This window comes from Pseudonocardia autotrophica (assembly GCF_003945385.1).
Classification (GTDB): Bacteria; Actinomycetota; Actinomycetes; order Mycobacteriales; family Pseudonocardiaceae; genus Pseudonocardia; species Pseudonocardia autotrophica.
Map to the genome: position 1 here is coordinate 2,552,487 of NZ_AP018920.1, position 15,853 is coordinate 2,568,339.

Sequence of the window (15,853 nt, forward strand, 5' to 3'; positions counted from 1 at the left end):
GCGGGCTGCGGCGGACTCGCAGGTGCCGGTGTCCACGATCGCGTTCGGCACCGTGTACGGCTCGATCGACCTCGACGGAGAGCAGATCCCGGTTGCTGTGGATGAGCCCTCGATGCGCGAGGTGGCCCGGCTGGCCGGGGGTGAGTCGTTCAGCGCGACCAGCGAGGGCGAGCTGCGCAACGTCTACGCCGCGTTGGGCGAGGAGATCGGTTATGAGACCAAGCAGGTCGACGTGAGCAAGCCGTGGCTGGCCGGCGGCACGCTGGCCACGATGGCGGGGCTGGGCTCGGCGTTCGCGTTCGGCCGTCGCATCCCCTGACCTCCTGCCTGCTGCGACGGAAGCGGGCCGCCGGCCGGGGTAGATATGCCGGACCGGCCTGCCCCTCGGGTGGTCAGAGCCAGTCGCGGCGCCGGAAGCTCCAGAACAACCCGGCGCAGGTGAGCACCATCAGGGTGAGCGCGAACGGGTAGCCGACGGCCCAGCTCAGCTCGGGCATGTGGTCGAAGTTCATCCCGTAGATCGTGCCGATCAGGGTCGGGGCGAACAGGATCGCCGCCCACGCGGAGATCTTCTTGACCTCCAGGTTCTGGGCCAGCGCTGCTTCGGTGAGGACCTTCATCTCCGAGTTCTGGGCCAGCGCGGCCTCGGTGAGGTTCTTCATCTCCTCGTTCTGCTGCTGGGCGACCAGGGTGGCGTTGACGCTGAGCACCGCCTGCAGGAATTGCCGGAACCCGTCGAGCCGCTCGATCACCTGCACCAGGTGGTCCTGGACGTCGCGCAGGTTGCGTTGCAGCTCCTCGTTGGTGCCGTACTTGCCGAACCCGGCACTGAGCCCGTTGAGCACCGCGGCCAGCGGGCGCGCCGCCCGCTGGAACTCCACGACCTGACGGGAGAGCTCGTAGATCCGCTGCGACACCTCGGGAACCCGGGCGAAGACCTGGGTCTCGATCTCCTCGATGTCGGTCTCCAGGCCGTTGACCACCGGGGCGTAGTCGTCGACGACCCGGTCGAGGATGGCGTAGAGCACCGCCTCGGGGCGCTGGCGCAACAGCGCGGGGTCCTGCTCCATACGGGTACGGACGCCGTGCAGGTCCGGGGCCTCGCCGTGGCGGACGGTGAGCACGAAGTCCGGTCCGACGAACACGTGGACCTCGCCGAACTTGACCTCCTCCACCGCGTCGAGGTACCGCGCGGCGCGCAGCACCACGAACAGGGTGTCTCCGTAGCGTTCCAGCTTGGGCCGCTGATGGGCCTGCACGGCGTCCTCGACGGCCAGCGGGTGCAGGTCGAACTCCTTAGCCAACGATGTGAACTCGTCCTGCTCGGGTCGGTAGAGCCCGATCCAGGCCAGCCTGCCGTCGCAGTCGTTGAGCAGCCGGTAGGTATCCGCCAATGACTGCGGCTGGGTCAGCCGCTTCCCGGCGCCGTACACCGCGTTGTCGATGATTGCCACCACACGACCTCCTCGTCGGAGGGGTGCGCACACACAGGGCGGGTACCGCCGAGGGCGGCACCGTCACCAGCCCGGATTCAGCGGCCCACCGGGTGGCCCGCGCGCGGGGAAGGCGAGGTGAGGACCGCGAGGTGAGCCGGCTGAGCCGGGCTCGGACTGTCACCGGCCATGTGCCGCTCACCCACCTTCCCCGTCTCGTCCGGTCCGCCAGCTGCGAGCCGTCGGTGATCGTAGACCGGCACCGTGTCGGAACCGCGTCAAGGCCGCGGGCTGTGCGGCGCTCGACGGTTCGGATCTACGTGCTTGCCGCGCGGATACGCACGTCGCTGGTCAGGTTCCGGGCCTCCTCGGCGATCACCACGAGTACGCAGGGCCACCGCGACGGCGAACCCCCACACCCTGTGCAACGACCGTCCGGCGTTGGTCGGTGAGCGGTCAGCAGCCGTTCGGCGGCGCCGTCGTTGCGCGCGAGCAGCAAGGCGGCCTCGGTGATGCAGCCGTGCTCACGCGGTCCGAACGGTGGCGTGGTGGGAGTCATCGGTGGCCGATCTGTCGAGGTAGTCCCACTATCGACGCCGTCCACGGCCTTAAACAGGCCGTGCAAGGGACATCTAGCGGACTTTCTAACGTAGACTGGCGACCTCGATGCCGTAGCCGACGGAGGTGTCCGTGCCACGCCCGACGGGGAACCGGATGCTCAAGGCCGCGCGCCTGGCGAGCGGGTTCGGCTCGCAGGAAGGTCTTGCCGCCGCGCTCACCGCCGCAGCCGACGAGCTCGGGCTGCGTGGTGTCAGCATCGGGCCGCGGCAAGTGCGCCGGTGGGAGTCCGCTGATCCGCCGTGGCCGCAGCCACACCACCAGCAGATCCTCACGCACGTACTCGGTCTGCGGATGGATGAACTGGGCTTCGTCGCGCCATGGTCGGAGGGGGAACCGCCACCCGACAGGCGTCGACCGGCCCCACCACGACGTCCGACGGCTGCCGGGTCGCGGCAGCGGCCGACCCATCCATCGTCGGTTGCCTCGGATTACGTGGCCGTCACGGTGGCCCATCGCCGGCTGTACTGGTCGGTGGATCCGGCACATCTGCTCGCGTCGGTGCAGGAGCAGGTCGGGCTGGGGGCGCTGCTGCTGCGCGAGACCGACGGCACGGTGCGCGACAGGATCGCCGGCGCGCTCGCCGAGTCGGCGTTGCTCGCGGGCCGTATCGAGTTCTTCGACCTGCGCCGCCCTGACGCTGCGGCGGAGACGTTCACATGTGCACTCCAGTTCGCGGGCGAGGCCGACGACCAGCTGCTCGGCGCGGCGATCCTGGCCCACGCCGCCTTCGTGCCCGGCTGGGCGGGGGACCGCGAAGGGGCAACGGAACGCCTGGCGGCGGCCCGGGCATATGCGCGGCGAGGTTCCGCTCCCGCCTTCATGCGGGCCTGGATCGACGCCGTCGAAGCGGAGTGTGCGTGCCGGTGCGGCGACGCGAATGCGGCGCTCGGGCTCATCAGCCGGGCCGAAGCCGAGCTGGCTGCAGACGACGACCAGCAGCCGGTGCCGGACTGGATGAACTGGTTCACCCCAGTCCGGCTGGCGGCGTTCAAGGGCAACACCGAGCTGGCTGCTGGGCAGGTCAAGCGGGCGCGGGTGACTCTGAGCGCCGTACTCGACACGCTTCCCGCGACCGACGTGAAGCAGCGATCGGTCGTCCTCGGCGATCTGGCCGCCGTCGCCGTGGCTGCCGGCGATGTCGAGGAGGCCTGTCGCCTTGCGGAAGCGGCGTTGGGCGAACTGTCGCGCACCTGGTACGCGACCGGGATGGACCGCGTCCGGGACGTCCGGCGATCGTTGCGCCAGTGGCAGGACCAGGCGTGTGTGCGGTCGCTGGACGACCGGCTCTACGGCTGGGCCACGACGCTCAACGCGATCTCGCTCCGATGAGGACGGGCAGTTCGGCCAGGCTGCTTATGCGCAGGGTCGGTACGCGGTCGGCGTCCGGGTCCTGCTGCTGGATCACGCCCCACGGGCCGCGGCGGATCAGCGCGGTACGCAGGCCACGCCCGGCGGCCGGCCGGATGTCGTTGTCGAGCCGGTCACCGACGTAGAGGATCCGGTTGGCCCCACAGGGAGCGGCCGCGATCACCTGGTCGAAGAACGCCGGGTCCGGTTTCGACACGCCCCAGTCGTCAGAGGTGGCGATCATGTCGGTGGGGAGGTTCAGGGACCTGAGGATCCCGCCGGCACGCACGGTCTGGTTTCCGGCGATGCCCACCCAACAGCCGGCCGCGCGCAGCGCTGTCAAGGAGGGCCGCACGTCGGGATACAGGTCTTCCTCGCCGAACGACTCGGGCATGCCCGCCTCCGCGCGAGCCTGCCGCTGCTCAGCGAGGTCGAACCCCGGCGCGAAGACCTGGAAGGTCTCCCGGTAGTCCAGTCCCCGGGCGATCACCGAGCCGAACACCGCGGCGAACGTGTGTCGCGGGACGCCGAGCCAGTCGGCCCACGTCCCGTACTCGCGGCTCTCATCGACAAGGCACTCGCCGACGTCGAACACGACGGCCTCGATCGGGTCGATCACTGCGCGGTCCTGTCGAGGAAGACCGGCCTCACGAAGCCGACCCGTGCCGTCGATTCCCTGCGCTTGCGCCACGCGGATGTTCTCCTGCCCCTTGCAGTCGCCGGACGAGACGAACCTACATTCGAGGTGGCCACGGTGGGTGGGTGGACGTGATCGAGCAGGCTGGCTGCGCTCGGAACCGGCTCTCGCCGGTGGATAGGTTTGGCACTGTTCGGATGCAGGGAGGGGTACGGCATGGCTGTCGTCGGCGTGACCGGCCATTCGAATCTGACAGGCGGATCGATCGATCTCGTGCGGCGCGAGCTGATCGACCTGCTCCGGTCCCGCGTGAAGGACCTGGTCGGGTTGACCTGCCTCGCCGGGGCGCCGACCAGGCGTTCGCCGATGCGGTCCTGGAACTCGGCGGGCTCTCGAAGTCGTCATCCCGGCGAGCGACTACTTCACCGGGATCTCCGATCCGGCCAGCCGGGAGCGTTGCGAGGCGTACCTCGACGCGGCCGCGTCGACGGTGACGATGCCTCACGAAAGGTCCGGTCCGGCGGCCTACCTCGCCGCCAGCCAGCACCTCATCGACCGCTGCGACCTGCTCCTCGCCGTCTGGGATGGCTCGCCGGCAACCAGCAGCGGCGGCACGGCAGACGCCGTGGCCTATGCCCGTGACCGCGGACGCTCGATCGAAGTCGTGTGGCCGGAAGGCACACGACGTTCGTGAGCGAGTGGACGTTGTCCCGTCCGCTGCGCGCCACTTCCGGCCTGGCCCGGCCATCCAGGGGCACCGCGCCTGGCGCTGCGCACGGCCCCCCGCTGGTCGGGTCAGCGGCGCAGAAGCACGACCACCAGGCCCGCGCGTCGTAAGCGTCGTGCCAGGAGCAGCATCGCCACACCGGCGGCGAGGTACGCCAGAGGCAGAACGACCCAGATGCTCTCGTTCGACCTGTCGCGCGCCGGCCACACGACCCCGGACGGGCCCCGACCGAACCGCTCGGTGAGCTCGTCGCGGGTGAATGTCGTCGGCGTGTCCTCAGGTGGTCCCCCCGTTGCGACAACGCTCACGCGAACGGCGTCGACGGGGAGTTCGAGTGAGTGAACCTTTCCCAGTAGCGAGTTGATCAGGTTGTTCGGTCATGATCGTGATGAAGCAGGACCAGCGCCGCCGCGGTGATTGCGCCGATCCGCCAGGGACACAGGGTGACCCGACGCAGGGCGCGGAAGGTCGTCTTGAGCAGCGAGTTCCCACGCTCGGCCAGGGCTCGGGTAGCGGAGTGCAGCATGTTGTAGGCGCGCTGGTCCACGGGCAGCCCACCTCCGGCCGGGGCTTTGAACGGGCAGGTCAGCCGGGTGTTCTCGCCCTCGTAGCCGAGGTCGGCGAGCACGACGTGGGTCTGGTCGGTCCAGTCGTGGAGGGTGTCGAGGAGTCCGTCGTGGGTGCGGGCGCAGGTGGTGTCGTGCTCCCGGCCTGGCCGGACCTGCGAGGTCCACAGTGGCCACCCGTCGGGTGCGGTGAGGGCCTGGATGTTGCCGCCGTGGTGGCGGTGTTTTCCTGACCACCAGAGATCGACCCGGACGTTCGGTCCGAGGGCCCTGGATCGGTCGGTGCGGATCAGGGTGCCGTCGAGATGAACGTGGGTGTATCCGGCCGCTCGTGCGGCCAGCAGTGCCCCGTGTAGCCCGGGCGCGGCGGCGGCCAGCACGTCGATCCCTTCGTGCAGGTAGCGGTAGGTCGTGGAACTCGAAAGCTGGTTGTCTGCGGCGAGTTGAGCGACGCGGGTGGCGTCGAGGAACCAGCGCAGCACCAGCACCGCTTGGCGGTAGCAGCCCAGCGCACGACGTCCCCGGCGGGTGCCTCGTCGTGCGCGTTCGCCGGCCAGTAGCTGGGACACGAACGCGGCGGTGGGCTCCCCGATCGGGAGCACGGCGGTGTAGATGACAGGATCGGACACGCGGGACCTCGGTGGTGGAGTCGATCTTTAGGCGGACCGACCTCTTCTACCGGGGTCCCGCGCCCACGTTGATCATCTCCACGCCCACGGCGTGTCACCAGCAGCTGCTCCCGCTACCGGGAAAGGCTCAGTGCCACACAGCGTGCGCGACCCGGTCGACTGCCAGTGCACCTTCCAGCAGCTGACCGTTCTGGCCGCGACAGTCGATTGCGCGCACGTCCATCACCACCTGCGCCCCGACCACGCTTCGTCCGGCCACCACCGACGAGCACCCGGTCCGCCGGTCGAGATTACCCGACGATGCCGGCTTGGTCGAGCATCCGGCCACGAACATGATGGCCATGACGAGCAGGGCGATGCCGCGGGCGGAAAGGATCGGCATCGGCCCAGGCTCGGCACGATGCGTCCGATCCGCAAGCGAGTCCTCCTCGTCCTGTGGAGAACTCCTTGGGAGGGGGCCGATCCTGCATCCAGGGCAACAATGATCACTCGCTCTCGATCGAAATGTGCACGTGGTCGAAGTGGCCGCCGGTCGCGTCGTCGGCGTCGTAGATGCCGCCGCCGGTGTAGGGGCGTCCCCAGCCGTCGTCGGTGTCGGAAGTGTCGGGCGACCAGATGCGGCCCTGCCAGATCACGTACTTGACCTTGAGAGCGGGGGCGTGGGTGCGGAGCCAGGTGGCGAGTCGCCATCCGTTCTGGAGTTCCTGGCCCTGCGGGAAGGTGCCGGCGTCGTCGAGGAAGTAGTCGCAGGCGCGGCCCTGGGGGTGGTCGCTGGTGGGGTTCCAGGCGTGTTCGTCCCAGCAGCCTGCGGAGCGGATCGGGGCTCCAGGGCCGGGTGGGCCGAAGGCGCGGGTGATCTCGTCGTGGGCGTGGCGGGTGGCGGGGGTGAGGCAGCGGCCGCCGGTGGGGTCGGTGCCGCTGCAGATGGCGCTCACGCCGGTGAACGGGGTCGGGGCGGGCAGGTCGTCCACGGCTATCGGCCCTGACGCGGCACCGTATTGCTGGACGAACCCGTGGACGCGGTCAATGTAGGTCGCGACGAGGTTGGCGCAGGATCGGTCGCAGCCGGCCTCGCCCGCGGCGGGGATGCCCGTGGTCGACCCGGTGAGGCGACCGCACCCCGCGATGTGGCACACGAGCATGCCGTCCAGGGCGCTGATCGGTTTGCCGCTCGCGTCGATGTGCGAGCTGGCGGCGCGCAGGTTGGCGCACACCCACGGGATCGCACGGCGCAGGTGCTCGTCAGGCTGGAGGACGTCGGCGTTATCGGGCGGCGGGGTTGCCGACCACGCCGCGCCTCCGGCGTTGGTCCAGTTGGCCTCGTTGAGTTGGTAGAGCCCGGCGGCGCCGCCGTTGCGGTCGGCGCTGAAGGCGGTCGGATCCCAGCTGGACTCGGCCTGGACGTGGGCGATGATCCAGAGCGCCGGGAGCTCCGGGCAGGTGGTCGTGGTGATCTCGGCGATGGTCTCGAAGTGCTGCGCGGCGAGCGGCGGGATGGCTGCGGTCTTCACCGCCTGGACCGGTGCGGCGCTGGCGAGCCCGCCGAGCAGTGCGGCGATCAGAAGCAGGGGGAGGAGCAGGCTGGCGACCAGGCCGCCGCCCGCGATGAGCGGACCCCGCATGCCGTCACGCCGGTGTCCGGGTCGGCAGCGTCGCGATCGGGGTGTGTCCGTTGAGGGCGCGGTAGCGCTCGTTGTGGGCGCAGTCGGCGAAGGGGCCGAGTGGGGTGAGCAGCTCACGCAGGCAGGGGTCGAGGTGGTCTCGGATCCAGATGGACATGGCGGCGCCGGGTTCGGGGGCGAGTTCGGTCCAGGCTCGGCGCAGCGCTTCGAGCCGGAAGACCGCTTCGGGGTGCTCCCACCACAGCGGACACCAGGTGAGCTCTCCGCGCAGCGGTCGGGCGATCATCGAGGTGATCGTGTCGTGCACCCAGACGATGAGAGCGTCGGCGTCGAGTCCGTCTCCGTCGAGGTCGTCGTCCTCACCGGCATCCGATGGGCTCTGCTCGGTGGCCGGCATGCCGTTGAGGAGTTCGTCGAGCAGGTCGGTCTGGTGGGTCCGCCAGGCCTCCAGGGCCTGGACGCGGGCGCACAGTTCCGCCACCAACCGCTCCGGCGGAGGGCTGATTGTCGACTCGATCGGCCGGTCGTCGGGTGTCATGGTCGGTCTCCTTCGGCCTGATTGACGGGGTTGTCGGGCCCGAGGGCCCGCGCGGCTGCGCGTCGCAGCTCGGCGAGGGCGGTGTCGGCGTAGGCGCCGATGTCGGCGTGGTCGTGCTCGCGGTACCAGGGGTGCAGCCGGCCGAGCCCGACCTGGCGTCCCGTCGAGAGCAGGACGGCGTGGTCGCGGGTGATCGCGCGCAGGGCGGAGGCGGGCATGACGGGTTCACGGGCCTGGGCGTACTGGCGTGAGGTGCGGCTGCGGTCGACGCTGGTGGAGATTCGTTCGACGTAGTGGTCGCCGATGAGTCCGGAGAGCTTCTGCAGGAAGGCGTGGTCGTCGACGCCGGCGCCGACGAGCTTGACGGTGGCGGCGGACCAGAGGGCCTGCATGCCCTGCTCGCCCCACACGCCGACGCCCTGCTGGTAGCTCTGCAGCATGGTGAGGACCTGGATGCCGCGGGACCCGTAGTGGCTGTAGAGCTGGGGCAGGGCGCGGATGGGGCAGATGTTCGCGGCCTCGTCGAGCACGGCCACGACTGGTGGTTCGAGCCGTCCCCCGGAGGCCTGGGCGAGGAGTTCGGCGATCTCCAGGATGCGGTCGACCAGCGCGGTGACGACGGGGGCGGCGGTGCCTGCGCCTTCCTTGGACAGCAGGTGGATGGTGGCGCGGCCGTGGCGGGCGGCGGCGTGGAGGTCCCAGAGGTCCAGCTCGACGGGCGCGGTGGTCGTGGGCGCGTCGCGCCAGGTGTCGGGTGGGCTGACCCAGCGCATGAGCCGCTCGGAGGTCAGCGCCTTGGTGGCGGTGCGCGCGGTCTGGTAGATGCCCTTGGTGGTGACGTCGGCGCCGGACAGGGTGGCTTCGAGGTCGGCGGCCTCGGTGCCGGCGCCGGCCTTGTCGAGGGCGGCGATCGCTCCGCGTTGGCCGGGTTGGAGCCAGGTGACGACGTCGCGCATGGTGCCGTCACTGAGCGCGGCGGCGAGCAGGGTGTTGGTGAGGACCTGTTCGCCGGCGGCGTGGAAGAACGGGTCGCGGCGTTCGCCGCCGATGGTGCCGACGAAGTGCCCGGCGAGGCGGGCGGCGGCCTCGACCCGCTCGGCGGGGTCGGCGTCGGCGATGGCGCGCAGCGGGTCCCACCACCAGGTCTGCTCGACGTGGGCGATGCGTTGGGGGTCGAAGGTCCACACCGGTCCGGCGTTGGCGCGCATGCCGGAGGTGAGCGCCCACAGGTCGGCCTTGTTCGAGGTGGCGACGACAAGCCCGGGCGCGGCGAGCACGGTCGGGACGGCGATGGCGCTGGTCTTGTTCGACCGCGGGCCCATGATGACCAGGGCGACGTCCTCCCAGGACATCCAGACTTCGCGCCGCTGGATGGACAGCAGGCGCAGGCCCTGATCCGACGGGCCGAGGTCGCCGGTGCCCGGCCGGAGTTTCCGAGCGCGGCTCATCGCGGCCTGTCCGGTCAGATCTCCCAGTTCACGGGCCTGCAGGAGAGACCGCTGTGGGTCGTGGGATCCGGTCTGGTTGCCGATCAGCACCGCCGCGACGATCCCGACGGCCACTTCCAGGGTCACGGTCGTGACCAGGACGGCGAAGAACACCGGTGTGCTGGCCCCGGCGGCGAGGACTCCGTCGGGCCCGTCGCGGAGCAGTCCGAACAGCAGCGCCGGGCCGGCCGGTGGCGGGGTCCAGTGGCCGGTACCGGTGAGTGCGGCGGCCCCGGCAGCGGCCCACACGTCGACGGCGAGCAGCGCCGTCGCGGCGATCGTGCCGAGCAGCAGCAGCGGCGCGGCTGCCTCGCGGAGCAGTCCGGGCGTCATCGGGCACCGGGCCGGAACGCGCGGTCCGTGTCGTGCAGCGCGATCTCGCTGGGGGTGAGCGTGAGTGCGACCGGGAGCCCGACGCGCTGGCCGGACTTGATCAGGTACTTGCCGCGGCCGGGATGGATCCGACCGGCGTGCCAGGTCGGCGGCGCGGCCCACGAGGTGATCAACGCGGCCTCGCCCTCGCTGAGTGAGGTGATACGGCGCAGCCCATCGAGTTCCTTCTCGGCCATGCCGCCGAGCAGCAGCACCCCGTTGCGGGACGCGAGCCCGCGAGCCTTGGCGCGGTCGGCCTCGGTGGGGAGGGCTTCGAGGTCGTCGAGGGAGTGGGTGACCTGGAAGGACGCGACGCCGCGGTGGCGGCCGAGACGGGTGATCCGGTCGGAGCGCTCCACGAGGCCGGGAGCCACACGCAGGGCGCGCCACAGTTCGTCCTGGACCTGGACGACGTTGCGGCGCCGCTCGCCGTAGGCGGCGGCATCGGCCAGGGCCGCCGACCACGCCCACGAGCACAGCATCGCGGCCGCGACGACGTCGTCGTCATCGTCGTCGAGCGCGCTGATGTCCAGCGAGAGGGCGGGGGTGTCGGGATCGAACCGGGCGCTGCTGGGGCGGTCGAAGATGCCGCGGATCGCGCCCTCGCACAGCAACCCGAGCGCGTTGACCAGCGTCCGCGACGTGCGACGGAACTCGAGATCGTCCTGCGTGGCGGCGATGGTCAGCAGCGGCGCGGCGCCGGAGAGCAGGACGGCGAGGACGTCGGGGATCAGCGGCTCGCGCGCGCCTGCGGTGTCGACGGCGAGGTCGAGCGCGGCCCCGAGCAGTCGCCGTTCGGTGACGTCGGGTTCGTCGCGCCGGACGATGGTGATCAACGCTTCGAGCAGGGTCAGCCGTCTGGCTCGCAGGGTCTCGCGCAGCCTGCTCCGGTCTGCCGCGGGCGCCGATGTCAGGGCGGCGCGGAGTGGGCCGGCGTCGAGTGGGTTGAGCGCCTGCAGTCCACGGCCGAGGTGCCAGACCGAGCCGCCCAGGGCGGTGACCAGCGGTGTGTACTCGCCCTTGACGTCTCCGGGTACGACGGCGCGCATCCCGAACGCGACCAGGCCGGCGAGCATGCGTTTGGTGATCGAGGACTTCCCGATCCCGGGTTGGCCCTGCACCCACACCCCGGTGTTGGACACCAGGCCGGTGCGTAGCCAGTGGGCGGGATCGAGGCCGATGGGTTCGGCGGTGTGCAAGTGACGGCCAATCGGGACCCCGCGGACGTCGGAGCCCGATGCGGTGGCGAAGGGGAACAGCCCGCACACCTGGCTGGTGGTGCCGGCAAACCGGTCCCCGGCCTCCACGTGCCCGGCCCGTCCTCCGCCGGGTACCGGCCAGCCCCAGGAACGGGGAACCTGGTCGGCGACGGCCGTGTCCATGGTGTGCTCCCGTCAGCGGTGGCGGCGATGGGTCAGCAGGTCGGCGGGGTCGATCCCGACGCCGAGGCCCGCGGCGAACCCGGCGGCTTGGGCGCCGCGCAGGCGGCGCAGCCGCAGCTTCGACTGGCCGGCGCGTTGTTCGATGTCGGCGACGGCGGCGGGGAGATCGTCGTCGTGCAGGACGGTGGTGGTGACGTAGAGGGTGAACCGGCCGACGCCGGCGCCCTGGGCTTCCTCGCGGGCGGACTGCATCGCTCGGTCGCGGTCGTCGCGTTCGCGTTGGGTCTCGTCGCGGCGGGTGCGCTCGGCCCACGCGCGGCGGACCTGGCCGGAGGTGACCTCGTTCTCGACCTTCGCCGCGGCCTGCTCGGCGGGGTAGGGCTGATAGAGCCAGGTCGTGCGGCGCGGGAACGGGCCGGGCGCGAGCAGCGGCACCAGCACCCCGGCGCCGACGGCCTGCCGCGGGGCCTCCCGCAGTGCCCAGGTCACCGAGAGCCCGCCCTCGTGGCGGTAGGTGTCCCAACGCTCGCGGGCGGCGATCGGGCCGGCGTCATGCCAATCAAGTACGGCATCGGCTTGGTCGGGGCGGTTGAGATCGGAGCGATGGTGGGGGTCGAACGCCCCGCGGATGCGGGTGGTGAGCCAGCCGGTGGTGGCGCGTCCGAGGACGGCGACGCCGCACGCGGCGAGTTGGTTCTCGATCGCGGACAGGCGCCGGCTGACCTCGACCGCGGCGGCGAGCAGGTCGGCCGGGCGTGGGGTGGCGCGCGCGGGGTCGAGGCAGATCGCGACCCGGGCGTCGGCTTCGGCCGCGGTGCCGGGGGTGAGGTCGGCCAGCTCGGCCATGATCTGTCGCGACAGGGCGGGCGCGGTCGGGTCGAGCGCCGAGGCGATGTGGTCACGGACCGTGGCACCTCCGGTGGGGGTGGTGTCGACGGTGACCGCGAGGTGCCGGATCAGCGGCAGGTAGCCGAGGTCGGCGAGCAGCGCGCCCCACGCTGCGACCCACGCGTCGGCGCGCTCGGGGTCGGCGAGGTCGAGCCCGATCGGAGAGCAGCGCAGGACCGCGGTCAGCATGCCGGTGCGGCGATGCCACAACAGCGCATGCCGCCCGCCGCGGCCGTCGTCGACGTCGAGCGGGCGCAACGGGGCGAGCACGCCGGGCAGGTCCGTCCCACGGGGGTGCTCGGTGAGGATCCCGCCCGACAGCTCGGTCCAGCCGGCCGCCTGGGCGCGGTGGAACCGGGCTCGGCGCACGACGACGTCAGTGAGGCTGACCCCGCCCACCCGGACCACGACCGCGCCGATCACCGCGGCCGACCCGCCCAGCAGCGGCAGTGTCGCGGACGGGAACGCCGACACCGCGAGCAGCGGCACGAGCACCGCGGCGAACAGCACGATGGTCGCGGTCGTCGACAGCGACCCGACACCCCAGCCCCGTTCGGCGCGCCAGTTGCCGTAGAGGCGGGGCCCGTCGTCTACACCGCGGCCCGCGCTCATTGTGGGTCACCGCCGCCGTCCTTGCCGCCGGTCATCCCTCCCGCGACTGCGCGGACCGCGGCCGCTCCGGCCGTGCCGGCTGCTGCTACGCCCGCCGCCGCAACACCGGCCGCGCCAGCGCCAGCGGCGCCGGCCCCGCCGGCCGTGGGGGCCGCGCCGGTCGGCGCTATAGCGCCGGCGAGCGGCGGGTGCTGGCCAACCGTGGCGTACGAGCCGGGGCCGTTCGCCTCCATCGCTGCGGCCCGGTCGACCGCGCCGCGCCCGTGGCCCTGCGTCATGGCCACGGCGCCGACGGCGCCGAGGAACCCGGACCCGCCGCCGCCCCCGCCGCCGATCTGGGTCCCGGACCAGGCGAAGAACTTCAGCAGCACCGGCATCGCGATCACCGCGAGCAGCAGCACCATGATCCCGGTGATCATCGTGGAGGTGCGGCCCGCGTCGGTGGCACTCGGCGAGGACAGGTAGGAGAAGCCGATGTAGTAGATGAACGCGGCCGCGGGCTTGTAGACGACCATCGCGATCAGCCACACCATCAGCTTGTCGAGCCAGCCCCGGGTCGAGCGGGTCAGCGACCCCGACGCGGCGAGGGGCAGCATCGCGGCCAGCACGAGCAGCCCGGCCTGGCGCATCGCCATGAGCACCCACTGCACCAGCGAGAGCACCGCCGCGATCAGCGACACCAGCAGGATCAGGAACACCGCGTCGCCCTCGCCGTTGACCAGGACGTCCTGCATCAGCAGGGCGAAGTTGCTCGCGGCGCCGTCGAGCAGTTCGGTGGCCAACGCATCACCGGCGCGCAGCGCGATCTGCAGCACGACCAGCCCGAGCGCGGACACCACCGCGTAGCGGATCAGCCCGGTAGCGACCATGATCAGTGGCTCGCCCTTGCGCGAGAGGATCAGCCGGATCGACTGCACGAGCACCGACCCGACCAGGATGACCAGGATCAGGTCACGGGCGGCGCCTTGGGCGGCGGCCACGGCCGGATTGAGCGGGTCGACGCTGTCGGTCTCCACCCACCACGCCGCCGACGACACCACCAGCTCGGCGGCGCCCTTGGCGACCTCGGCGACGATGCCCTGGAACGCCGACCCGACGGCCTGCCCGGCCTGGCACCCGAGATCGAACGCGCCGCATTCCTGGCCCGGCGCCGGCTGCGCCAGCGCGGTCACGGCGTCGGCCCCAGCAGGGCGTAGCCGGCAGTGTCGGGGTGCGGGCTCGGCCGGAGAACAGGCACCCGCCGCCGCCAGTCGCCGCCCTTCCAACGCAGCGTCGTGTCGACGCGCGCGTACCCGCCACTGACGCGGGCCTGGGGTGTGTCGGCCAGCAGGGACACGACGACGTGCTCACCGCGGGTGTCTCCGGCGATCACCCGGAAGTAGATCGCCGCGGGCGTCAGGTCCGCCCGCGCCGGCTGGTCCGGGACCGGCAGGGCGGCCGCGAGCCGCTCGCGGGCGGCGGCGACGTCACCCCAGCACTGGGTGTTGAGGGTCGCCTCGACGACGGCCGCTCCCGCGCCGGAGCTGGTTCGGGACCCGATGTGTGTCGCGGCGATCGCCGCGCCCACCTCGTCGTGGCTGAACCCGAATGCCAGGTCGACTTCGTGCCCGAACGGGCCGTGCCGCGGCGACATCGCCGCGGTACCGCCGGGCACGGCCACCAACGCCACCCGGTCCGTCGTCTCGGGGGCGGGTGGTGCCGTCGTGCAGCTGACCGCCGCGAGCACCGCGACCGCGCACACCGCAGGCCGCAGGAGGCGGTTCATATCTGGAACGCCCCGACCAGCAGCGCCGCGACCGAGGCGAGCGCGAGACCGCCGATCACCCACGCCGACCCGACCAGCCCCTCGTAGGCGGTGGCCGACCGGTTCCGCCGGCCGATGATCAACATCAGGGCGCAGATCAGGATGCCGAGCACTCCGGCGACGAGCACCCCCCATTTGAGCCAACCGAGTAGATCGCCGGCGAGGTCGGCGAACCCCGGCGGGGCCACCGGTCCGGGGTCGGGAACTGACGCTCTGATCGTGTTCATGGTGTCCTCCCAGGTGCTGTGGTTGGTGCGGCCCGCCCGGGGGCCGGGCGGGCTGCGGCGGGGGAGCGGCCGTCCACCGCGGCGCGCAGATCCCGCAGCGCGCCGGCGAAGCGGCGTAGATTTCGCGGGAGCTCGGTGCGGGGCGTCGCGAGCAGCCCTCGGACCTCGTCGAGCGGCGCGGCGAGCTCACGCCAGCGGCGGACGTACGGCAGCACGACGACCGCGGCGGCATGCGGCTCCAGCAACCGCAGCCGGGCGGTTACCGGCCTGCTCGGGCCGTGCGCGTCCGCCGCGGTCACCGCCAGCACCGGGCGGCGTCCGGTCACCTGAGCGACAAGTTGCGCGGCCCGGCCGGCCCGGATCAACGAGTCGCCGGTCGCCCGGCACACCAGGACGTCCACCGCTCGGCCGACGAACACCCCGCGGTCGGCCGCGCCGAGCGCTGTCGCGACCGTGGTCGCGCCGACGCCGCCCGCGACACCGGCAACGGTCAACCGTCGTCGGCGCGAATCCCGCGCACCGACTCGCCCGAATCCCGGGCAGCGATCATCTGTGGTCGTCACCGGTGTACCTCCTCTCGTTGGCGAGGAGGGTCCGGCTGGTTCGCTGCGACTGCGTTGCTCGGGCGTGGCCGGGTGCAATTCGGCTGCGACCACGACGGGCAAGGGAGCCGGCCGCGACCCGGCGGGCGCGCGGTCGCGGCGAAGCCGGCGCTGATTACAGCCCGACCACGGTTTGACCACGGTCTGACCACGCGTGTCGCCCACCCGGCGCACGACCCTGCGACCGCGCTGGCAACAGCTCGGGACGGACACGGGTGTACGCCCGCGGTCCGCGCCGCCCGCGGCCCGATCAGCCCTGCGGCCACCGCTGCCAGGTAGTGGTCCGGTGTGTGCTCGCGGCGGCGGGCCGATGACGCCTTCGCAGGTGGAAACCGGGATTGCTCGGTGTCCGAAAGGCC

15 protein-coding genes are annotated in these 15,853 nt (G+C 71.9%); 2 read left to right on the forward strand and 13 right to left on the reverse strand.

Features of this window, described 5'->3' with window-relative positions; translation table 11 throughout:
* The first annotated feature begins 28 nt into the window (after positions 1-28).
* Positions 29-319, forward strand: coding sequence for a vWA domain-containing protein (locus Pdca_RS12080; RefSeq protein WP_125911374.1), 291 nt, complete (start codon positions 29-31; stop codon positions 317-319).
* Between the two features lie 73 nt (positions 320-392).
* Here the strand turns inward: Pdca_RS12080 and Pdca_RS12085 are convergent, their stop codons facing one another.
* Positions 393-1,454, reverse strand: coding sequence for a magnesium and cobalt transport protein CorA (locus tag Pdca_RS12085; protein WP_197719974.1), 1,062 nt, complete (start codon positions 1,452-1,454; stop codon positions 393-395).
* Positions 1,455-2,147: 693 nt separating this feature from the next.
* On the opposite strand from Pdca_RS12085, the gene Pdca_RS12090 reads away from it, so the two are divergent.
* The gene (locus Pdca_RS12090; RefSeq protein ID WP_085914929.1) at positions 2,148-3,383 is read left to right on the forward strand and encodes an NsdA family TPR-like regulatory protein; all 1,236 of its coding nucleotides are present in this window, start codon (positions 2,148-2,150) and stop codon (positions 3,381-3,383) included.
* Here Pdca_RS12090 and Pdca_RS12095 read toward each other — a convergent pair.
* The 12 genes from Pdca_RS12095 to Pdca_RS12155 all read right to left on the reverse strand — a co-directional run bounded on the left by Pdca_RS12095 (position 3,361) and on the right by Pdca_RS12155 (position 15,386).
* Entirely contained in the window at positions 3,361-4,281 is a 921-nt protein-coding gene (locus Pdca_RS12095; protein ID WP_085914928.1) for an HAD family hydrolase, read from the reverse strand. The genes Pdca_RS12090 and Pdca_RS12095 overlap by 23 nt on opposite strands.
* Positions 4,282-5,129: 848 nt before the next feature.
* Positions 5,130-5,933: an HARBI1 family protein gene (locus tag Pdca_RS12105; protein WP_166666051.1), complete on the reverse strand. Its 804-nt coding sequence runs from the start codon at positions 5,931-5,933 to the stop codon at positions 5,130-5,132.
* 154 nt (positions 5,934-6,087) lie between these two features.
* Positions 6,088-6,342: a hypothetical protein gene (locus Pdca_RS12110; RefSeq protein WP_085914925.1), complete on the reverse strand. Its 255-nt coding sequence runs from the start codon at positions 6,340-6,342 to the stop codon at positions 6,088-6,090.
* A 103-nt stretch (positions 6,343-6,445) separates the two neighbouring features.
* Complete coding sequence (locus Pdca_RS12115) at positions 6,446-7,582, reverse strand: VldE C-terminal domain-containing protein (RefSeq protein ID WP_085914924.1); 1,137 nt, start codon at positions 7,580-7,582, stop codon at positions 6,446-6,448.
* Positions 7,583-7,586: 4 nt separating this feature from the next.
* Positions 7,587-8,120: a DUF4913 domain-containing protein gene (locus Pdca_RS12120; RefSeq protein ID WP_197719975.1), complete on the reverse strand. Its 534-nt coding sequence runs from the start codon at positions 8,118-8,120 to the stop codon at positions 7,587-7,589.
* Entirely contained in the window at positions 8,117-9,940 is a 1,824-nt protein-coding gene (locus tag Pdca_RS12125; protein ID WP_085914923.1) for a type IV secretory system conjugative DNA transfer family protein, read from the reverse strand. Before Pdca_RS12125 ends, Pdca_RS12120 begins: the two co-directional genes overlap by 4 nt.
* Positions 9,937-11,361 carry an ATP-binding protein gene (locus Pdca_RS12130; protein WP_094927163.1) on the reverse strand — a complete coding sequence of 475 codons (1,425 nt, stop codon included), beginning with the start codon at positions 11,359-11,361 and terminating at the stop codon, positions 9,937-9,939. Before Pdca_RS12130 ends, Pdca_RS12125 begins: the two co-directional genes overlap by 4 nt.
* A gap of 12 nt (positions 11,362-11,373) precedes the next feature.
* Positions 11,374-12,861, reverse strand: coding sequence for an SCO6880 family protein (locus tag Pdca_RS12135; RefSeq protein WP_085914921.1), 1,488 nt, complete (start codon positions 12,859-12,861; stop codon positions 11,374-11,376).
* Positions 12,858-14,033, reverse strand: a complete 1,176-nt coding sequence (locus tag Pdca_RS12140) for a TrbL/VirB6 family protein (protein ID WP_085914920.1) — start codon at positions 14,031-14,033, stop codon at positions 12,858-12,860. Before Pdca_RS12140 ends, Pdca_RS12135 begins: the two co-directional genes overlap by 4 nt.
* Entirely contained in the window at positions 14,030-14,626 is a 597-nt protein-coding gene (locus Pdca_RS12145; RefSeq protein WP_085914919.1) for a DUF8175 domain-containg protein, read from the reverse strand. The genes Pdca_RS12140 and Pdca_RS12145 overlap by 4 nt, the downstream gene beginning before the upstream one ends.
* On the reverse strand, positions 14,623-14,892 hold the full coding sequence (locus Pdca_RS12150; protein WP_085914918.1) for a hypothetical protein: 270 nt from the start codon (positions 14,890-14,892) through the stop codon (positions 14,623-14,625). The genes Pdca_RS12145 and Pdca_RS12150 overlap by 4 nt, the downstream gene beginning before the upstream one ends.
* On the reverse strand, positions 14,889-15,386 hold the full coding sequence (locus Pdca_RS12155; protein WP_085914917.1) for a hypothetical protein: 498 nt from the start codon (positions 15,384-15,386) through the stop codon (positions 14,889-14,891). Before Pdca_RS12155 ends, Pdca_RS12150 begins: the two co-directional genes overlap by 4 nt.
* Between the last annotated feature and the right edge of the window lie 467 nt (positions 15,387-15,853).